At 70.1% G+C, this 20,581-nt stretch carries 15 protein-coding genes; 4 read left to right on the top strand and 11 right to left on the bottom strand.

Annotation, left to right across the window (positions count from 1 at the left end; all coding sequences use genetic code 11):
* The first annotated feature begins 12 nt into the window (after nucleotides 1-12).
* Genes cydB through G6N30_RS06115 form a run of 4 tightly spaced genes read left to right on the top strand, consistent with a single transcriptional unit; the run spans nucleotide 13 to nucleotide 4,753 of the window.
* On the top strand, nucleotides 13-1,065 hold the full coding sequence (gene cydB, locus G6N30_RS06130) for a cytochrome d ubiquinol oxidase subunit II (RefSeq protein WP_134060476.1): 1,053 nt from the start codon (nucleotides 13-15) through the stop codon (nucleotides 1,063-1,065).
* Between the two features lie 23 nt (nucleotides 1,066-1,088).
* The gene (gene cydD / locus G6N30_RS06125; RefSeq protein WP_134060475.1) at nucleotides 1,089-2,654 is read left to right on the top strand and encodes a thiol reductant ABC exporter subunit CydD; all 1,566 of its coding nucleotides are present in this window, start codon (nucleotides 1,089-1,091) and stop codon (nucleotides 2,652-2,654) included.
* Between the two features lie 13 nt (nucleotides 2,655-2,667).
* Nucleotides 2,668-4,161 (top strand): ATP-binding cassette domain-containing protein, encoded by a 1,494-nt coding sequence (locus G6N30_RS06120; RefSeq protein WP_407664741.1) that lies wholly within the window; start codon nucleotides 2,668-2,670, stop codon nucleotides 4,159-4,161.
* A 10-nt stretch (nucleotides 4,162-4,171) separates the two neighbouring features.
* The gene (locus G6N30_RS06115; protein WP_134060473.1) at nucleotides 4,172-4,753 is read left to right on the top strand and encodes a DUF4190 domain-containing protein; all 582 of its coding nucleotides are present in this window, start codon (nucleotides 4,172-4,174) and stop codon (nucleotides 4,751-4,753) included.
* On the opposite strand, the gene G6N30_RS06110 is transcribed toward G6N30_RS06115, so the two are convergent.
* The 11 genes from G6N30_RS06110 to trpB form a co-directional block, all read right to left on the bottom strand.
* Nucleotides 4,750-5,613 carry an acyl-CoA thioesterase II gene (locus tag G6N30_RS06110; protein ID WP_134060472.1) on the bottom strand — a complete coding sequence of 288 codons (864 nt, stop codon included), beginning with the start codon at nucleotides 5,611-5,613 and terminating at the stop codon, nucleotides 4,750-4,752. The two genes, G6N30_RS06115 and G6N30_RS06110, sit on opposite strands and share 4 nt — an antisense overlap.
* Before the next feature lie 18 nt (nucleotides 5,614-5,631).
* On the bottom strand, nucleotides 5,632-7,050 hold the full coding sequence (pyk, locus tag G6N30_RS06105; protein ID WP_134060471.1) for a pyruvate kinase: 1,419 nt from the start codon (nucleotides 7,048-7,050) through the stop codon (nucleotides 5,632-5,634).
* 27 nt (nucleotides 7,051-7,077) lie between these two features.
* The gene (locus tag G6N30_RS06100; RefSeq protein ID WP_134060470.1) at nucleotides 7,078-8,586 is read right to left on the bottom strand and encodes a glutamate synthase subunit beta; all 1,509 of its coding nucleotides are present in this window, start codon (nucleotides 8,584-8,586) and stop codon (nucleotides 7,078-7,080) included.
* The gene (gltB, locus tag G6N30_RS06095; RefSeq protein ID WP_134060469.1) at nucleotides 8,579-13,138 is read right to left on the bottom strand and encodes a glutamate synthase large subunit; all 4,560 of its coding nucleotides are present in this window, start codon (nucleotides 13,136-13,138) and stop codon (nucleotides 8,579-8,581) included. The genes G6N30_RS06100 and gltB overlap by 8 nt, the downstream gene beginning before the upstream one ends.
* Before the next feature lie 82 nt (nucleotides 13,139-13,220).
* Complete coding sequence (locus G6N30_RS06090) at nucleotides 13,221-13,634, bottom strand: DUF2752 domain-containing protein (RefSeq protein ID WP_134060566.1); 414 nt, start codon at nucleotides 13,632-13,634, stop codon at nucleotides 13,221-13,223.
* Entirely contained in the window at nucleotides 13,624-14,046 is a 423-nt protein-coding gene (locus G6N30_RS06085; protein WP_134060468.1) for an NINE protein, read from the bottom strand. Before G6N30_RS06085 ends, G6N30_RS06090 begins: the two co-directional genes overlap by 11 nt.
* Nucleotides 14,047-14,119: 73 nt before the next feature.
* Nucleotides 14,120-15,562 carry an HNH endonuclease signature motif containing protein gene (locus G6N30_RS06080; protein WP_134060467.1) on the bottom strand — a complete coding sequence of 481 codons (1,443 nt, stop codon included), beginning with the start codon at nucleotides 15,560-15,562 and terminating at the stop codon, nucleotides 14,120-14,122.
* 48 nt (nucleotides 15,563-15,610) lie between these two features.
* Nucleotides 15,611-16,744 carry a hypothetical protein gene (locus tag G6N30_RS06075; RefSeq protein WP_244964986.1) on the bottom strand — a complete coding sequence of 378 codons (1,134 nt, stop codon included), beginning with the start codon at nucleotides 16,742-16,744 and terminating at the stop codon, nucleotides 15,611-15,613.
* Nucleotides 16,741-18,537, bottom strand: coding sequence for a prolipoprotein diacylglyceryl transferase (lgt, locus tag G6N30_RS06070; protein WP_163687430.1), 1,797 nt, complete (start codon nucleotides 18,535-18,537; stop codon nucleotides 16,741-16,743). The genes G6N30_RS06075 and lgt overlap by 4 nt, the downstream gene beginning before the upstream one ends.
* Nucleotides 18,534-19,322, bottom strand: a complete 789-nt coding sequence (gene trpA / locus G6N30_RS06065; protein WP_134060465.1) for a tryptophan synthase subunit alpha — start codon at nucleotides 19,320-19,322, stop codon at nucleotides 18,534-18,536. Before trpA ends, lgt begins: the two co-directional genes overlap by 4 nt.
* A complete protein-coding gene (trpB, locus tag G6N30_RS06060; protein WP_134060464.1) occupies nucleotides 19,319-20,581 on the bottom strand; it encodes a tryptophan synthase subunit beta in 1,263 nt (420 codons plus the stop codon). Before trpB ends, trpA begins: the two co-directional genes overlap by 4 nt.

The raw sequence follows: 20,581 nt of genomic DNA, 5'->3' as shown, positions 1-20,581 counted from the left end.
GTGGTGACGGCAATGGGACTGCAAGAACTCTGGTTCCTCCTGCTGGGGGCGCTGTTCCTCGGCTTCTTCGTCCTCGAGGGCTTCGACTTCGGCGTCGGGATGCTGATGAACTTCTTCGGCCGCGCCGCCCGTGACCGCGGGCCCGAGGCCGCCGAGGTCCACCGGCGCACCGCGCTGAACACGATCGGCCCGGTGTGGGACGGCAACGAGGTCTGGCTCATCACCGCGGGCGGCGCGATGTTCGCCGCGTTCCCCGACATGTACGCCAGCATGTTCTCCGGGCTCTACCTGCCGCTGTTGGCCATCCTGTTCGCGATGATCCTGCGGGTGGTGGCCATCGAATGGCGCGGCAAGATCGACGATCCCGGCTGGCGCCGCTGGGCCGACATCGGTATCGCCGTGGGGTCGTGGGTTCCCGCGGTGCTGTGGGGTGTGGCGTTCGCCGCGCTGGTGCGGGGCCTGCCCGTCGACGCCGACAAGCAGGTGCACCTGGCGATCGGCGACCTGCTCAACGGCTACACGCTGCTCGGCGGCCTGGCCACCTGTGGGTTGTTCCTGCTGCACGGCGCGGTGTTCACCGCACTGAAAACCGAAGGGGCCGTTCGCGAGGACGCGCTGCGGTTCGCCGGCGCACTCGCACTGCCTGCCACCGCGCTGGTCGCCGGGTTCGGGGTCTGGACCCAACTGTCCTACGGCAAGAGCTGGACGTGGTGGGTGCTGGCCCTCACGCTCGTCGCGCAGGTGGCCGCGGTCGTCCGGGTGTGGAGCCGCACGGGTGAGGGCTGGGCATTCGCCTACACCACCGTCGTCGTGGCCGCCGTGGTCGTGCTGCTGTTCGGTTCGCTCTATCCGCAGTTGATCCCGTCGACCCTCGATCCCGCGTGGAGCCTGACCATCCACAACGCGTCGTCGTCGCCCTACACGCTGAAAATCATGAGCTGGGCGGCGCTGATCTTCGCGCCGCTGGTGGTGGCCTACCAGGGCTGGACGTACTGGGTGTTCAGCAAACGCATTTCGGCCGAACGCATTCCGGCTCCCGTCGGACTCGAGAGGCGGCCGAGCTGAACCCCTGGCGCACGTCACCGGCGATGCGGCGCTACCTGGCCGCGTCGGTGCTGTGCGGTGTGCTGATCACCGCCGCGACCATCGCGTCGGCGGTGGTGCTCGCCCGCGTGGTCGCCGGGGTGATCACCGACCCGGCGTCGCGGTCGGTGACCGCGTGGCTTCCGATGCTGGCGCTGCTCGCCGCGCTGTGGACGCTGCGCTTCCTGGCCCAGTGGCAGCAGGGCCGGCTGTCGCAGCGAGGTGCGACCGCGGTGATCGCCGAGCTGTCCGCGCAGGTGCTGCGGGCGGTGACCGCGCTGCCGCCGCGGCGACTGGCAGCGGTGCGCGACGAGGCGGCCACGGTGATCGGCCGCGGTCTCGACGGCCTGCGGCCGTTCTTCACCGGCTATCTGCCCGCGGTGTTCCTCAGCGGGATCCTCACGCCCGCAGCGGTATTCGTGATCGCGCTGGTCGACTGGCGGTCCGCGGTCATCGTGCTGATCGCGTTGCCGCTCATCCCGATCTTCATGATCCTGATCGGTCTGGTCACCCGTGAGCGGTCGGCGGCGGCACTGGCGGCGATGACGACGCTGCAGTCCCGGCTGCTCGACCTGGTCGCCGGAATCCCGACTCTGACCGCGCTCGGCCGCGCCGCCGGTTCCGGGCAGCGCATCGCCGAACTGTCCGCCGCCCACCGCCGCTCGGCGATGGCGACGCTGCGGGTGGCGTTCCTGTCCGCGCTCGTCCTCGAACTGCTGGCCACCCTCGGCGTCGCGCTGGTGGCGGTCAGCGTCGGACTGCGGCTGGTGTTCGGGGACATGACCCTGTTCGCCGGTCTCGCCGCGCTGCTGCTGGCCCCCGAAGTGTTCTGGCCGCTGCGCCGCGTCGGCGTCGAGTTCCACGCCGCCCAGGACGGAAAGGCCGCTGCCGACCGGGCTCTGGCCCTCCTGCAGCAGGGCGCGTCGACGCCGTCGGGCACCCGAACCCTCGACGCCCGCGGTGCGGCGATCCATGTGGACAGCCTGCGAGCCGATCTGCTGCCCGGCCGTGTCACGGTGCTCACCGGTCCGAACGGCTGCGGGAAATCCACCACACTGCAGGCGATCCTCGGGCTGGCCTCCCCGCTGTCGGGGAGAGTCACCGTGGCCGGTGTGGACGTCGCGGACCTCGATCCGACCGAGTGGTGGAGGCAGCTCGCTTGGCTGCCGCACCGGCCGGTGCTCATCCCCGGCACCGTGCGCGCCAACCTCGAGCTGTTCGGGCCTCTCGTTGATCTCGAATCCGCCTGTCGCGAAAGCGGATTCGACGACGTGCTGGCAGGGCTTCCCGACGGCCTCGACACCCTGCTGGGCCGCGACGGGGTCGGATTGTCACTCGGCCAGCGGCAGCGCCTGGGACTGGCGCGGGCCTTCGGATCGGCCGCCGCGGTGCTGCTGCTCGATGAACCGACCGCCCACCTCGACGCGGCACTCGAGGCGCGCGTCCTGGCCGCGATCGCCGCGCGGGCCCGCGCCGGGGCGACCGTCCTGGTGGTCGGGCACCGTGACCCGGTGCTGTCGATCGGCGATCACGTCATCCGGATGGGGGCCGATGTCCTTGCCGACCACTGACCCGCTGCTGCGCATGACCGTGGACCTGCTGCGGCCTCGGAAGGGACGACTGCTGCTCGCCACGCTGCTGGGCGTGCTGTCGCTGGGCAGCGCGCTGGCGCTGGCCGCCATCGCCGCGTGGTTGATCACCCGCGCCTGGCAGATGCCGCCGGTACTCGACCTCAGCGTGGCTGCTGTCGCGGTGCGAGCGCTGGGCATCTCCCGCGGCGTACTCGGCTACTGCCAGCGACTGGCCGCACACGACACCGCGCTGCGGGCCGCGGGCAACGCCAGGACGGGGCTGTACCGCACCCTCGCCGCGGCGCCGCCGGAGGTGTCGATGCGGCTGCCCGGCGGCGAACTGGTCTCCCGGGTCGGGGCGTCGGTCGACGATCTCGCCGACGTCATCGTGCGCGCGGTGCTGCCGATCGCGGTGGCTGTGGTGCTGTCGGTGGCGGCGGTCGCGGTGCTCGTGGTCATCTCGCCGGCGTCCGCGGCACTGCTGGCCGGCTGCCTGATCGTCGCCGGCGTCGTCGCGCCCGCACAAGCCGCGCGGGCGGTCACCGCGGCGGAGAACGCCGCCGTGGCCCACCGCGCCGAACGCGATGTCGCGATGATGCTCGCCCTCGAGCACGCACCGGAACTTCGGGTGAGCGGCCGGCTCGACGGGGTGGTCGCCGAAGCCCAACGCCGACAGCGCGATTGGGGCGACGCGTCCGATCGCGCCGCCGCCCCCGCGGCCCTGGCCGCCGCCGTCCCCGGGGCGGCGATGGGCGCCGCCGTGCTGGGCTCCGCGGTGGCCGGCATCGCCCTGGCCGCGTCGGTGGCTCCGACGACGGTGGCGATCCTCATGCTGCTGCCGCTGTCGGCGTTCGAGGCGACCACCGCGCTGCCCGCCGCCGCGGTACAGCTCAGCCGGTCCCGCATCGCCGCCCGCCGGTTGCACGACCTCACCCGGCCCGCACCCGGCGCGCGGCCCCGCCCCGTCGTCCCGCCGATCCCCCTGAGTCCCGGTGACCGGGTGGCCGTCACCGGACCGAGCGGTTCGGGCAAAACCACGCTGCTGATGGCGATGGCCGAGCGCGCCGACGACTTCACCGGCGCCCGCGCGTTTTTCGCCGAGGACGCCCACCTGTTCGGCACCACCGTCCGGGACAACCTGCTGGTCGCCCGCGGCGACGCCACCGACGACGAGCTCCGTTCGGCCCTCGACAAGGTGGGCCTGCGCGCATGGCTCGACGGCCTGCCCGACGGGCTGTCGACGCTCCTGGTCGGCGGTGCCGCGGCGGTGTCCGCCGGCCAGCGCCGGCGGCTGCTGCTCGCCCGCGCGCTCGTCTCGGCGTTCCCCGTCGTCCTGCTCGACGAACCGACCGAGCACCTCGACGCCGACGACGCCGCGCGGCTGCTGACCGAACTGCTCACTCCCGGTGCACTTTTCCCCGCCGACCGCACCGTCGTGGTGGCCACCCACCACCTGCCCGACGATGCCGTTGCCTGTCTGCGCCTCAATCTGGCTGCCAGCAGGTAACGTCAGCACCATGACCGAGTCGGACAAGCCCGAACAGTCCCCGTCGGCACCGCCGCCGCCCCCGCCACCGCCGAATCCCGCGCAGCAGCAGTACCCGTACCCACCGCAGCAGCCCTATCAGTACGGCGCATACCCGGGCAGCTATCCACCACCGCCGCAGGGACAGTACGGCGGCTACCCGCCGGGGGGCTACCCGCCCGGCGGCTACCCGGCGCAATCCGCCCCGAAGAACGGCCTGGGCATCGCCTCGCTGATCGTCGCGATCGTCGGTCTGCTCTCGGTCTTCGGCGGCATCGTGCTGGGAGTCGTCGCGGTGATCCTCGGCGTCATCGGCCGGGGCCGGGCCAAGCGCGGCGAAGCGACCAACGGCGGCGTGGCGCTGGCCGGCATCGTGCTCGGTGTGCTCGGCGTCGTGGTCGGCATCGTCGCGATCGCCTTGACGGTGATGTTCGCCCGCGAAGTCGGGGCCGGCGATCTGTTCGACTGCCTGCAGCAGGCCGGTAACGACACCGAGGCGCAGCAGCAGTGCCAGGAGCAGTTCCAGCGCCAGATCGAAGACCAGTTCAGCGTGACGGTGACGCCCACGCGTTAGCGGCCGGGGAAGTACTTCACGATCGCGTCCGACGTGACCGTCGCGAGCAGGGCACCGGCCCGGTCGAAGAAGTGGCCGGTGCCCAGGCCGCGCGATTCGGCGGCCACCGGCGAGGACGTCGCGTACAGCACCCACTCGTCGAACTGCACCGGCCGGTGGAACCACACCGAGTGGTTCATCGTCACCGCGAAGATGCGGTCGAAACCCCATGACAGCCCGTGGGTGGTGATGATCGAGTCGAGCACGGTGGTGTCCGACGAATAGACCAGGGCCGCGGCGTGCAACACCGGATCGTCCGGCATCGGCCCCTCGGTCTTCAGCCACACCCGGTTGTGGTCGAGCCGCTCCCCCTTGTCGCGCATCACCCAGGCAGGATCGTTGGTGTAGCGCCACTCGATCGGCCGCAGTGCGTTGACGAAGTGCGGCACGGTCTCCTCGTAGCCGCGCAGCAGCTCACCGATCTTCGGCAGCTCCTCGGGCCCGGGGACCTGCGGGGCGGCGACGCCGTGCTCGAGGCCGCGGCCGCCGTTCATGTACGACACCATCGTGGTGGTCAGCAGCTCGTCGCCCTGACACACGTCGACGCGGCGGTTGGCGAACCGCCGTTCGTCGCGCAACCGGTGAACCCGGAACTCCAGATCCCGCTCCGGGTCGCCGCCTGCGATGAAATGCGCCGACAGCGCGCTGGGCGAGATGCGGTGGTCGACGGTGCGGCCGGCCGCGACGAACGCCTGCGCCATCATCTGGCCGCCGAACGTGCGGACCGGGTTCTTGCTCGGGTGCGAGCCGACGAACGTGTCGTCGTCCATGCGCCGGAGGTCCAATATGCCGAGTAGCTCCTGGAAGTCGGAGCTGGACACTGGGCCTCCTAGGCGGTCTTAGACGTCGTCCTCCCCGATCCGGTGCACGTGGATCAGATTCGTGGAGCCTACTGTGCCCGGCGGCGCGCCCGCGACGATGACCACGAGGTCACCCCGCTTGTAGCGGCCCAGCTCCAGCAGCGACTTGTCGACCTGCCGGATCATGCCGTCGGTGGTCTGGATGTGCGGCACGATGAACGTCTCGGTACCCCAGGTCAGCGCCAGCTGGCTGCGCACCTCGGGCAGCGCGGTGAACGCCAGCACCGGCAGCGGCGTGTGCAGCCGCGCGAGCCGCCGCACGGTGTCGCCGGACTGGGTGAACGCCACCAGCGCCTTGGCGTCCAATCGCTCCCCGATGTCGCGGGCGGCGTAGGAGATCACGCCGCGCTTGGTGCGCGGCACGTGGGTCAGCGGCGGGACGACGACCGAGTTCTCCTCGACGGCGGAGATGATGCGCGCCATCGTGCGCACCGCCTCCAGCGGAAACTTGCCCACCGACGTCTCACCCGAGAGCATCACGGCGTCGGCGCCGTCGAGCACCGCGTTGGCGACGTCGGACGCCTCGGCGCGGGTGGGCCGCGAGTTCTCGATCATCGACTCCAGCATCTGCGTGGCGACGATGACGGGTTTGGCGTTCTCCCTTGCCATCTGGATGGCGCGCTTCTGGACGAGCGGCACCTCCTCGAGCGGCAGTTCGACGCCCAGGTCACCGCGGGCGACCATGATCGCGTCGAACGCCAGCACGATCGCCTCGAGGTTGTCGATCGCCTCGGGCTTCTCGAGCTTGGCGATGACGGGGACCCGCCGGCCCACCCGGTCCATCACCTCGTGGACGAGTTCGATGTCGGCCGGGGACCGCACGAACGACAGCGCGATCAGGTCGACGCCCAGGCGCACCGCGAACTCGAGGTCCTCGATGTCCTTCTCCGACAGCGCAGGCGCCGACACGTTCATCCCGGGCAGCGACATGCCCTTGTTGTTGCTGACCTTGCCGCCCTCGGTGACCTCGCAGATGACGTCGGTGCCCTCGATCCCGGTGACCACCAGTGCGACGTTGCCGTCGTCGACCAGCACGCGGTCCCCCGGTGTGGCGTCCTCGGCCAAGCGCTTGTACGTCGTGGACACCCGGTCGTGGCTGCCCTCGATGTCGTCGACGGTGATCCGGATTTTCTCTCCGTTGGCCCAGACGGTCGGCCCGTCGGCGAACCGGCCCAGCCGGATCTTGGGCCCCTGCAGGTCGGCGAGGATGCCGACGGCGTGCCCGGTGTGATCGGAAGCCGCGCGGACCCGCTTGTAGTTGGCCTCGTGATCGGGGTAGTCACCGTGGCTGAAATTGAGCCGCGCGACATCCATCCCGGACTCGACCAGGGCCCGCACCGCCTCGTCGGAGGCCGTGGCGGGGCCCAGGGTGCAAACGATTTTCCCGCGTCTATTCACGTTGACTCATCGTAGTCGTTGATCGATTCAGACGACGGCCAGAGGGAGGGCACCGGGCCGCACCGGGGCGGGCAGGTCCGACTCCCCCATCAAGTAGGCGTCGACGGCGTGTGCGGCGCTGCGCCCTTCGGCGATCGCCCACACGATCAGCGAGGCGCCACGATGGGCGTCGCCGCAGACGAACACGCCCGGGGCGTCGGTCTGCCAGTCGCTGCCGCAGGGCAGCGCGCCCCGGCTGTTCAGCGTCAGCCCGAGCCCGTCGAGCAGCGGCATGTGCTCAACCCCGTCGAACCCGATGGCCAGCAGCGCCATGTCGCAGGGGATCTCCAGCGTCTCGCCGACGGGGACGATGCGGCGGCGGCCCTCGGCGTCGCGCTCGACCTTGACCTCGGCGATCTCCATTGCCCGCACGTGTCCGCGCTCGTCGCCCAGGAACCGCTGGACGGCCACCTGGTAGCGGCGGTGACCGCCCTCGGCGTGGGCCGGGGACAGCCGCGTGCGCAGCACGAGCGGCCAGGTGGGCCAGGGCGTGCGCGTGTCGTCGCGCGCCTCGGGCGGCTCCGGGTTGTAGTCGAGCTGGGTGACCGACGTCGCGCCCTGACGGTGCGCGGTGCCCAGGCAGTCGGCGCCGGTGTCACCGCCGCCGATGATCACGACGTGTTTGTCGCGGGCCGACAGCGGCGAGGGGCCGTCTCCTTCGCACTCCTTGTTGGCGGGCACGAGATGCTCCATCGCCAGGTGCACGCCGTCGAGGTCCCGGCCCTCCACGTCGTTGTCGCGGGCGCGCAGCGCGCCGACCGCCAGCACCACCGCGTCGTGCCGCTCACGCAATTGCTCGACGGTCAGGTCGACGCCGACCTCGCAGTCGGTGACGAACCGGGTGCCTTCGGCGCGCATCTGCGCCAGCCGTTGGTCGAGTGTCTTCTTCTCCAGCTTGTATTCGGGGATGCCGTACCGCATCAGCCCGCCGATGCGGTCGTCGCGTTCGAAGACGGTGACGTCGTGGCCGGCTCGGGTGAGCTGCTGGGCGGCCGCCAGCCCGGCCGGCCCCGATCCGACGACCGCGACCCGCTTGCCGGTCCTGATCGACGCCGGCTGCGGCTCGACGAGCCCCAGCGCCCACGACTGGTCGGCGATGGTGTTCTCGATGCGTTTGATCGTGACGCTGCCGCCGGTGTGGTCCTCGCTGATCGACAGCACGCAGGCGGCCTCACACGGCGCCGGGCACAACCGGCCGGTGAATTCCGGGAAGTTGTTCGTGGCGTGCAGGCGTTCACTGGCGGCGTCCCAGCGACCGCGGCGCACCAGATCGTTCCACTCGGGGATCAGGTTGCCCAGCGGACAGCCGGCGGAACCTGAGTGGCAGAACGGGATTCCGCAGTCCATGCAGCGACGCGCCTGCTGAGACACCTCGTCGGCACGCTCGGGCAGCGGCTGGCGTTCGTAGACCTCGCGCCAGTCGCCGACCCGCTCGTCGACGGGCCGCTTGGCGGCCTCGACTTTCGGGACCTTCAGGAATCCGGTGGGATCAGCCACGGCTGGCCTCCATGATCGCGGTGTCGACGTCGCGGCCCTCGGCCTTGGCCATCCGGGTGGCCTGCAGGACGCGCTGGTAGTCGGTGGGCATGACCTTGGTGAACTGGGCGCTGCGGCGCGGCCAGTCCGACAGCACCGAGGTGGCCACCGTGCTGCCGGTGTGTGCGGCGTGCCGGGTCACGACATCGTGCAACCAGACCAGATCCTCGGGTTCCAGCCGCTGCAACTCCACCATGGCGGTGTTGACCTTGGCCGGGTTGAGCCCGAGCACGTAGGCGATACCGCCGGACATCCCGGCGGCCATGTTGCGACCCGTCCGGCCGAGCACCACCACCCGGCCGCCGGTCATGTACTCGCAGGCGTGGTCGCCGACGCCCTCGACCACGGCCAGCGCCCCGGAGTTGCGCGCGCAGAACCGTTCCCCGACCTTGCCCCGCAGGAACACCTCACCCGAGGTGGCGCCGTAGAGCAGGGTGTTGCCGGCGATGACGTTGTCCTCGGGTAGGAACAGCACGTCGTCGGCGGGTTTGACGATGATCCCGCCGCCCGAAAGACCCTTGCCCACGTAATCGTTCGCATCGCCGACCAATTCGATCGTGATACCGGGCGGAAGGAACGCGCCGATCGACTGCCCCGCCGAGCCGGTGAGCGTGACACGGATGGTGTCGTCGGGCAGTCCGGCGGCGCCGTAGCGGCGGGTCACCTCTGCGCCGAGCAGGGTGCCCACCGTGCGGTTGACGTTGCGGATCGGCAATTCGAGGGTGACCGGATGAGCGTCTTCCAGCGCGCCCTCGGACAGCTGGATGAGGGTTTGATCGAGCGCCTGATCCAAGGCGTGGTACTGGTCTTTGACCTTGCGCCGCTGGGTCGTCTCGCCGTCGTGCGCGTTGGTGGGGGTGGCGAAGATCGGTGTGAGGTCGAGCCCCTTGCTCTTCCAGTGCTCCACTCCGGTTGCGGTGTCGAGCATCTCGGCGTGGCCGACGGCCTCGTCGACGCTGCGGAAACCCAGCTCGGCGAGGTGGTGGCGGATGTCCTCGGCGATGAACATGAAGAAGTTCTCGACGAACTCGGGCTTCCCGTTGAACCGGGCTCGCAACTCGGGGTTCTGGGTGGCCACGCCGACCGGGCACGTGTCGAGGTGGCAGACCCGCATCATGATGCACCCGGCGACCACCAGCGGGGCCGTGGCGAACCCGAACTCCTCTGCGCCCAGCAGCATCGCGACCATCACGTCGCGGGCAGTGCGCATCCCGCCGTCGCACTGCACGGTGATGCGGTCGCGAAGCCCGTTGAGCACCAGGGTCTGCTGGGCGTCGGCGAGGCCGATCTCCCAGGGTGCCCCGGCGTGTTTGAGGCTGGTCAACGGGGCAGCGCCGGTGCCACCGTCGTGACCGGAGATGAGCACCACGTCGGCGTGGGCCTTGGACACCCCGGCCGCGACCGTCCCCACGCCGACGCTGCTGACGAGCTTCACGTGGACGCGGGCCTGGTCGTTGGCGTTCTTCAGATCGTGGATCAGCTGCGCCAGGTCCTCGATCGAATAGATGTCGTGGTGCGGCGGCGGTGAGATCAGCCCGACCCCCGGCGTCGAATGCCGGGTCTTGGCGATGTTCGGGTACACCTTGTAGCCCGGGAGTTGGCCGCCCTCACCGGGTTTCGCGCCCTGCGCCATCTTGATCTGGATGTCGGTGGCGTTCACGAGGTAGTCGCTGGTGACACCGAACCGGCCGCTGGCGACCTGTTTGACCGCGCTGCGGCGGCTCGGGTCGTAGAGCCGGTCGACATCCTCTCCGCCCTCGCCACTGTTCGAGCGGCCGCCGAGATTGTTCATGGCGATCGCCATCGTCTCGTGGGCCTCGGCACTGATGGAGCCGTAGCTCATGGCCCCGGTGCTGAAGCGTTTGACGATCTCGGCGGCCGGTTCCACCTCGTCGAGCGGCACCGGGGGCCGTGCGCCCTTCTTGAAGTCGAACAACCCGCGCAGTGTGCCGCCGTCGCGGGAGAGCCGGTCGACCTCCTCGGAGTACTGCCGGAAGACGTCCTGGCGGCCGGTGCGCGTCGAATGCTGCAGCAGGAAGACGACTTCCGGGCTGAACAGGTGCAGCTCACCCTCGCGGCGGAACGCGTACTCCCCGCCGACCTCGAGCCGGCGGTGGACCCGCTCGGTCGGGTTCTCCGGGTACGCCCGGCGGTGGCGGAGCTTGACCTCCTCGGCGATGACGTCGAGACCGATGCCGCCCAGCTGGGTGGGCGTGCCGGTGAAGTACTCGTCGATGACGTCACGGTCGATGCCGACCGCCTCGAACGCCTGGGCGGCGGTGTACGAGGCGACGGTGGAGATACCCATCTTGCTCATCACCTTCGTCACCCCCTTGCCGAGCGCCTTGAGGTAATTGCGCACGGCGGCAGCGGTTTCGATGCCGGTTAGCTCACCCTCGCGGATCAGGTCCTCGATGGTTTCGAAGGCGAGGTACGGGTTGACCGCGGCGGCGCCGAAGCCGATCAGCATCGCGATGTGGTGCACCTCGCGGGCATCGCCGGACTCCACGACCAACGCCACCTTGGTGCGCTGCTTGGTCCGCACGAGGTGGTGGTGCACGGCGGACACGGCGAGCAGCGACGGGATCGGTGCGCGGGTGTGGTCGGAGTCGCGATCCGAGATCACCAGCGTGCGTGCGCCTTCGGTGATGGCTGCGCTTGCGCGACAGCGCAGTTCGTCGAGCGCCTCGGCCAGCCCCTCGCCACCGCGTTCGACGTCGTAGAGCCCCTTGAGCACCACCGCCCGCAGGCCCGGATGCTCACCGTCGTCGTTGATGTGGACGATCTTGTTGAGTTCGTCGTTGTCGAGCACCGGCCACTTCAGCAGGATTTGCCGACACGACGCCGCCGTCGGCTCGAGCAGGTTCTGCTCGGGACCCATGACGCGGGCCATGCTGGTGACCACCTCCTCGCGGATGGCGTCCAACGGCGGGTTGGTGACCTGGGCGAAGAGTTCGACGAAGTAGTCGTAGAGCGGCCGTGACCGTTCGGAGAGCACCGCAGTCGGTGTGTCGGTGCCCATCGACCCCAGCGGTTCGGCCCCGGAGGCCGCCATCGGCGTGATGAGGATGCGCAACTCCTCCTCGGTGTAGCCGAAGGCGATCTGGCGCCGCACCACCGATTCGTGGTTGGGCTGTACGCGGACCCGCTCGGGCAGCGTCGCGAGTTCGAGCAGCCCGGCGTGCAGCCATTCGCGGTAGGCCTCGGCCTGTGACAGCTCGAGCTTGATCTCGTCGTCGCTGACGATGCGGCCCGCGGCCGTGTCGACGAGCAGCATCTTGCCCGGCTGCAACCGGCCCTTGGCGACGATCTGCCCGGACGGCACGTCGAGCACGCCGCTCTCACTGGCGAGGATGATCCGGTCGTCGATGGTGCGCCACCACCGGCCGGGCCGTAATCCGTTGCGGTCCAACACGGCTCCGACCAGCGTGCCGTCGGTGAACGTGACGCACGCCGGGCCGTCCCACGGCTCCATCAGCGAGGCGTGGAACTGCCAGAACGCCCGCTCGTCGGCGTCCATCGAGGCGTTGTTCTCCCAGGCCTCGGGGATCATCATCAGCACCGCATGGGGGAGGCTGCGGCCGCCGAGGTGGAGCAGTTCGAGAACCTCGTCGAAGCTCGCGGAGTCCGAGGCGTCCGGTGTGCAGATCGGTGAAAGACGGCTGAGGTCGCCGGGGATGTTGGCGCTGGCCAGCATCGCCTCGCGGGCGTGCATGCGGTTGCGGTTGCCACGCACGGTGTTGATCTCGCCGTTGTGGGCGACGAACCGGAACGGGTGCGCCAGCGGCCACGACGGAAAGGTGTTGGTGGAGAAGCGGCTGTGGACGATCGCGATCGCGCTGGTGCAGCGGGCGTCACGCAGATCGCTGAAGAACAGCGGCAGCTGCACGGTGGTGAGCATGCCCTTGTAGGCGATGGTGCGGCTGGACAGCGACGGGAAGTACACGTCGGCCGACGTCTCGGCGCGTTTGCGCAGCGGGTAGACGCGCCGGTCGAGTTCGATGCCGCCCGGGCGGGCGCCGTCGACTTCCGGTGCGGCAACGAACAATTGAGCCATGTAAGGCATGACGCCGAGGGCGGTGGCGCCGACGTCGGCGCCGTCGGGGTCGACCGGGACTGACCGCCAGCCGAGTACCTCGAGGCCCTCTTCGGCGGCCACCGCGTCGATGCGCCGACAGGCCTCGGCCCGCGCGGCCGGATCCTGCGGAAGAAAACAGGTGCCTGCGGCAAACGTGTTGCAGCCGTCGGCCGTGGGCTGCGGGAGCTCGAAGTCGAGGACCTCGCGGAAGAGTTCGACGGGCAGTTGCAGCAGGATGCCAGCTCCGTCGCCGCTGTTGGTCTCGGCGCCGGCCGCGCCGCGGTGATCGAGGTGTTCGAGGGCGACGAGACCGTCGGCGACGATGGAGTGGGACCGTCTGCCCTGGATGTCGGCGATCATGGCGACGCCGCACGAGTCCTTCTCGTGCTCGGGGTCGTAGAGGCCCTGCGCGCTGGGGGTAGCCGAATAGAGCATTGAGGTGCACCTCCGCAGTACCGGAATTCGTTGCCGGGACTGCGGCGGCCCGAAGTTCAAGTGTATCAGCGCAGGTGGCCGGCTACCCGTCGAGCAAAGTCGGGACCAGCGGAAACCCGGGCAGATTACGCACGACGGTCCAACTCAGCACCGCCACCGCGAGCACCGCGATGGCAGGTACCGGCATCACGGGTTTGCGCTGTCGCCGCCGGAGCAGCGCCCAGATCGCCAGCAAAGGCAGCCCGACGAGCAGGAAGACGTTGTCGGCGACGGCCGCGGCGAGGTCGCCGTGCAGGAGGTCGTGCGTCATGCGCAGCCCGCCACACGCCGGACAGTCCCACCCCGTCAGCGCTTTGAACGGGCAGAGCGGGGCGAGGAAGCCCGGCCGGTGCGGGTCGGCGATCCCGATGTAGGCCAGCGCACCAGCGAACAGTGCGCCGGTACCCAGGGTGAGGTACAGCGGCGTGCGACTGGGTGCGGGAGCGTCAGGTTCCATCACGCAGTGGGAGACCATTCGGGTCGCGGACCTTGTCGGTGAAGATGAGGATCGCGTCGATGATGCCCCAGATGACCGCACCGATACCGCAGGTGACGAGGCCGACCACCAGCTGGGCGACGCCCAGTCCGGTCTGGCCGAGGTAGATGCGGCCGATGCCGACCAGGCCCACCAGGCCGACCAGCTGGAGAAGCCCGGCGACGAACTTCGACTTGTCCGAGTACGGCTCTCCGGTCATCGGATGCCGACCGTAGGGCGCAGACGGGTCGTAATAGGGCGGCGGGTAATTGCCGGGCGGCGGCGGATACGACGACGGTGGGAATCCGGTGCCGGCGGGCGGCGGCGGATAACTTCCCGGCGGAGGGGGCGGTGTGCCGTCAGGGGTGTTGCCGAACTGCGAGGGATCGGTCATGTGATCAGCATGCCAGACCGCCATAGCGCTCATAAGGGTGGAAAACCCGAAAAGTGTGCCGTCGCCGGCGGCGTCAGAACGGCGGAGGCTCGTCGCCGGGATCTGGTGTGGAGTTGCCGGACAGATATGCGTGCGTCTCCCGGCGCTTCTTCTGGCGCATCGCCCGGTTGTGAGCGCGCTCCTTCGCCACAACCGCGGCGCGGTTCTGCGCCCGGGTGCGGCGACGCTGGGGCATTCTGGCCTTACGGTCACCGGCGACGGTGTCGAACTTCTTGCCCGCGACCGGCGCGGTGGGTGCGCACAAGCCGGGGAACAGCAGGGCGCTGCCCGGGGTGGTGACGTACGTGTGCCCGGAGGGGCTCACCCAGATGACGGTGCCGTCGGGCAACTGCTGATCCTTCCAGCCGCCGAAGGTCTTGATCATGTGGTGCATCCGGCACAGGCACTTGAGGTTCGCCGCCTGGGTGGGCCCGCCGGAGCCGCGGGGAATCGTGTGGTCGAGGTCGGTGCGCGCGGCGGGCCGCTCGCAGCCGGGGAATCGGCACGTCAGGTCGCGGCAACGGACGTACTCGGCCAGTGCCCGGGACGGGGCGTACCGCGGTTCCGGTGGCGCGTCGGCGGGCAGGGTGAGCGGGTGCAGCGTGGAAGACCGGGCTTGCTCGGCGATGACTTCCGGAGGCAGTAGCCCGTCGGCACCGATCAGCGACCCCTCGTTGTCACTGGTCCCCTCGACGGTCGGCTGGTCGGCGATGACGTGGATGACGACCGGACCCGCGGTCAACCCGCCGGCGGCGCAATCCGGGTTGTCGCAGCGGCATGCCATCCGGTCGGCGCCGGCCACCATGGCTTCCACCGCGTCCGCGCGGCGCTGGTCTCGATTGCGGGGATCGTGCTCGCAGACGGTGGCCGCCAAGGCATTGAGCCGCTGGTCGAGGGCGTGGGCCGCGGTGGTGAACAGCGTCCCGCCGATGTCCGACAAGCCGTCGAGGCGGTCAGCGACCCAGATCTCACGCCGCTCGGCGGCTTCTTTCCGGCGGCGCACGGCGTCCGGATCCACCCGAGCGACGATCCGATCCACGCGCGCGGAGAGCTGGCCTTTGCTCAGGGCGGTCCAGCGCGACGCTGCGGCTGCGATCTGACCGTCGACTGCGGCCAGCGCGTCGGGATCGACGACGAGGTTGGTGCGGGTGACGATGGTCTGGAACATGAAGTAGTCGATGTCGCCGGCGACGAACACCGAACCGACCTGCGGCAGCCGGTCGTGCATCGCCACGGCGTGCCGCAGGTGGCTGCCGGCCAGGTCTGCGCTGATGGTCAGCGCGGCAGCTACTTCGGCGGCGACCGCGTCCACGGTGTCGCAGGCGGCGTAGGCGGCATCGCCGACCTCTCGCAGCCGCAGCCGATACAGATCGCCGATGGCAACCAGCATGCGGGCGGTCGCCTGGTTGGCCGCCTTGGCTGACCCGGCGATGCGGTCGACCAGCGACCGTGCTGCCGTCTGCGACTCTTCGAACATGCTTTCGATTGTAGAGCCGGGGTCTGACACATCGCGGTGTCGGGATCGCTACTTCCGGCGGCGCCGCAACATCTCGCGGAGCGCGCGGGTGGCGCGCTTCGGTGCGGCGAACGGTGTCGCTGGGGGTGATGTGGCTGCAGGCGTCTGATCGGGTGTTACGACGTCGGTGCCGGTTGCGTCCTGAACGCTTGCGGCCAACTCGTCGTCCGCGACGATCGGTTCGGCGGCGTCGTCGGACTCAGCCTGTCGCTGGGTGTCCGGATCCTCGAGCGCGTCGGCCTCGGCTGCGCCGACCTCGCCGGCTATGACGTCCGAGTCGGCATTCACGGGCCCGTCGTCGACGGGCTCCTCGTCGGCGAAGTGGCCTTCGGCGTCAGCGAGGGCGATGTCCTCGGCCACGGCCTCCGCCTCATCGGCCCTTTCCGCGGCCGCTTCGAGGTCCTCGCCCTGCGGCTGGTCGTCCTCCGCTACTGCGTCGGCATCCTCGTCGGCTTCCTCGTCGGCTTCCTCCGCGAGCTCGACGGCCTCCTCGTGTGCCTCGACCGCCGCCTCATGCGCCGCTTCGGCAGCCTCCTCAACGGCGACCGCGTCCTCGCCCTCAACCGCACCCGCCGTCGTCAACGGCTCACGATCAGCAGCCTCACCGGCCTCCGCGGTCACCTCGTCCGCAACGGCCTCGGCTTCCTCCGCACGCTCAACCGCCGCCTCATGCGCCTCTTCGGCAGCCTCTTCAGCGGCGACCGCCTCCTCGCCCTCAACCGCACCCGCCGTCGTCAACGGCTCACGATCAGCGGCCCCTTCGTCCGCGGTCACCTCGTCCGCAACGGCCTCGGCTTCCTCCGCCCGCTCAACCGCCGCCTCATGCGCCGCTTCGGCAGCCTCCTCAACGGCGACCGCTTCCTCGCCCTCAACCGCACCCGCCGTCGTCAACGGCTCACGATCAGCAGCCTCACCGGCCTCCGCGAACGCCACCGCCTCCGCAATGTCCTCCGACGGCGCCGACTCCACATCCTCAGCCAACGCCTCAGCCTCAGCCACCGGCTCCGCCTTGTCGTCCGCGGCCACCTCATCCGCAACGGCCTCGGCTTCCTCCGCCCGCTCAACCGCCGCCTCATGCGCCTCTTCGGCAGCCTCCTCAGCGGCGACGGCGTCCTCGCCCTCAACCGCACCTGCCGTCGTCAACGGCTCACGATCAGCAGCCCGTCGTCCGCGGTCACCTCGTCCGCAACGGCCTCGGCTTCCTCCGCCCGCTCAACCGCCGCCTCATGCGCCTCTTCGGCAGCCTCCTCAGCGGCGACGGCGTCCTCGCCCTCAACCGCACCCGCCGTCGTCAACGGCTCACGATCAGCAGCCCCGTCGTCCGCGGTCACCTCGTCCGCGACGGCCTCGGCTTCCTCCGCCCGCTCAACCGCCGCCTCATGCGCCTCTTCGGCAGCCTCCTCAACGGCGACCGCGTCCTCGCCCTCAACCGCACCCGCCGTCGTCAACGGCTCACGATCAGCGGCCTCACCGGCCTCCGCGAACGCCACCGCCTCCGCGATGTCCTCCGACGGCGCCGACTCCACGTCCTCAGCCAACGCCTCAGCCTCAGCCACCGGCGCCGCCTTGTCGTCCGCGGCCACGTCATCCGCAACGGTCTCGGCTTCCTCCGCCCGCTCAACCGCCGCCTCATGCGCCGCTTCGGCAGCCTCCTCAACGGCGACCGCGTCCTCGCCCTCAACCGCACCCGCCGTCGTCAACGGCTCACGATCAGCGGCCTCACCGGCCTCCGCGAACGCCACCGCCTCCGCAATGTCCTCCGACGGCGCCGACTCCACATCCTCAGCCAACGCCTCAGCCTCAGCCACCGGCTCCGCTTTGTCGTCCGCGGTCACCTCGTCCGCAACGGCGTCAAGATCCTCTGCGGCGACGGCATCCTCAGCATTGCCGTCGGCCTCATCATCAGGGTCGTCGTCAGGGTCTTCGTCTCCCGCGACCTTCGCCGCCACCCCGACACCCGTCGTCACCGCGACACCGGTCGCAAGCTCCTTGAGGAACTCCTCGGTCCGGGCGTCCTCCCGGCCCCCGTGCTCATAGCCTCGGGCTTCGAGACCCTCGGCCTCGGCGTCCTCCTCAGGCGCCTCCCGCAGCGTCGCCGGATCCTCCCGGCCCCGCGGCGCCGCCATCAGATAGACGACCGCGCCGATGAACACGAACATCGACGTGAACGAGTTGATCCGGATGCCCGCCAGATGCGTGGCCATGTCGGTCCGCAGCAGCTCGATCCAGAACCGGCCGAGGCAGTACCCCGCGACGTAGAGCGCGAACAGCCTGCCGTGCCCCAGTTTGAATCGCCGGTCCGCCCAGATGAGCACCGCGAACACCAGCAGATTCCACAGCAGTTCGTACAGGAAGGTGGGGTGCACGACCTCCAGCACCCGGCCCGTCGACACCCCGATCAGATCGTTTCGCTGGCCGTTGGCATCGAGGCGTTCGTAGATCTCCAGCCCCCACGGCAGCGTCGTCGGTCCGCCGTAGAGCTCCTGGTTGAAGTAGTTGCCGAGACGCCCGATCGCCTGCGCCAGGATGATGCCCGGCGCGATCGCGTCGCCGAACGCGGGTAGCGGGATGTTCCGGCGCCGGCACGCGATCCACGCCCCCACACCGCCGAGCGCCACCGCCCCCCAGATACCGAGGCCGCCCTCCCAGATTCGGAAGGCGGCGATCAGCCCCGCACCGTCGGGTCCGAAGTACGTCCGCCAGTCGGTCAAGACGTGATAGAGCCGACCGCCGATCAGGCCGAAGGGCACTGCCCACAGGGCGATGTCGTAGATGACCCCGCGCTCACCGCCGCGCGCTTCCCAGCGCCGGTCACCGAGCACCAGCGCCACGATGATGCCGGCGATGATGCACAGCGCGTACGCCCGCAACGGGAACGGGCCCAGCTGCCAGACGCCCTGCGACGGACTGGGGAGGTACGCCAGCGTGGACGTCACGCCGTCACCCTCTGGCGCACTCCCTCAGCTAGTTCCTCGGTCAGCGCCCGCACGGCAGGCAGCCCCTCCTTGAGCGCCGACACCAGCGCCGACCCGACGATCACGCCGTCGGCGTACGCGCCGATCTCGGCGGCCTGCTCGCGGGACCGCACCCCGAGGCCGACGCCGACCGGGATGTCCGACACCTCTTTCACTCGCGCGACCAGTTCGGGTGCCGCGCTCGACACGGCGTCACGCGCGCCGGTGACACCCATCGTCGACGCGGCGTACACGAAGCCGCGGGTCGCCTCGACGGTCTTGGCCAGCCGCTCGGGCGTGGACGCCGGTGCCACCAGGAAGATGCGGTCGAGATCATGGGCCTCCGAGGCGGCCATCCACTCGTCGGCCTCTTCGGGGATCAGATCGGGCGTGATCAAGCCCAACCCACCGGCGGCCGCGAGGTCCCGCGCGAATGCGTCGATCCCCCACCGCAGCACCGGATTCCAGTACGTCATGACCACGGCGCGGCCGCCGGCGTTGCTGATCGCCTCGACCGCGGCCAATGTGTCGCGCACCCGGACGCCGCCCTGCAGCGCGGCGTCCGCGGCCGCGGCGATGACTGGGCCGTCCATCCCCGGGTCGGAATACGGGATGCCCACTTCGATGACGTCGCAACCGGATTCGACCAGCGCCGTCATCGCCGAGATCGACTCCGGCACGTCGGGGAACCCGGTCGGCAGGTATCCGATCAGCGCCGCACGCTGCTCGGCGCGGCAAGCGTCGAACAAGCCACCCAACCGACTCATGAACCGCCTTTGTCCAGCAGACCGAACCATTGCGCCGCGGTCTCGACGTCTTTGTCGCCGCGCCCGGACAGATTCACCAGGATCACCGCGCCGGGCCCGAGTTCGCGGCCGAGTTTGAGCGCACCGGCCACCGCGTGCGCGGATTCGATCGCCGGGATGATGCCTTCGGTGCGGCACAGCAGCGAGAACGCGTCCATCGCTTCGGTATCGGTGATCGGCCGGTACTCGGCGCGCCCGATGTCCTTGAGCAGCGCGTGCTCGGGGCCGACCCCGGGATAGTCGAGACCGGCCGAGATGGAATGGGATTCGACGGTCTGGCCGTCCTCGTCCTGCAGCAGATACGAGAACGACCCCTGGAACGCGCCGGGTGAGCCGCCCGTGAACGTGGCGGCGTGCCTGCCGGTTTCGACGCCGTCACCCGCGGCCTCGTAGCCGACCAGCCGCACGCCGGGATCGTCGATGAACGCGTGGAAGACGCCGATCGCGTTCGATCCCCCGCCGACGCAGGCCGTCACCGCATCGGGAAGCCGGCCGGCCTGGGCCTGGATCTGCACCCGCGCTTCGAGGCCGATGATGCGCTGGAAGTCACGCACCATCAACGGGAACGGATGCGGCCCGGCCGCCGTGCCGAAGCAGTAGTAGGTCGCGTCGGCGTTGGTCACCCAGTCGCGGAACGCCTCGTTGATGGCGTCTTTGAGCGTCTTCGACCCGGCCTCGACGGAGACGACCTCGGCCCCGAGCAGACGCATACGCGCCACGTTCAGCGCCTGACGGGCCGTGTCGACCGCGCCCATGTAGATCACGCACTCCAGGCCGAGCAGCGCACACGCGGTCGCGGTCGCGACGCCGTGCTGGCCGGCGCCGGTCTCGGCGATCACCCGGGTCTTGCCCATCTGCCGGGCCAGCAGCGCCTGCCCGAGCACGTTGTTGATCTTGTGAGAACCGGTGTGGTTGAGGTCTTCTCGCTTCAGGAAGATGCGCGCGCCACCGGCGTGGTCGCTGAGCCGGGTGGCCTCGTAGAGCGGCGACGGCCGGCCGCTGTAGTGGCGCTGCAGCCGGTCGAGTTCGTCGAGGAAGGTCTGATCCCCGCGCGCCTTCTCGTAGGCGGACGTGACCTCCTCGATGACGGCCATCAGCGCCTCGGGGACCAGCCGCCCACCGTAGGGGCCGAAATGGCCGCGGGCGTCCGGGTCATGGCTGGTGGGTTCGGCGACGGCGGCGCTGGAGCGCGGCAGGTCCGAATCGATGAGCTCGGACAC

This window comes from Mycolicibacterium litorale (assembly GCF_010731695.1).
GTDB lineage: Bacteria > Actinomycetota > Actinomycetes > Mycobacteriales > Mycobacteriaceae > Mycobacterium > Mycobacterium litorale.
The sequence above is the reverse complement of the archived record's forward strand: the minus strand, read 5'-3'. Positions and strand labels throughout refer to the sequence as shown.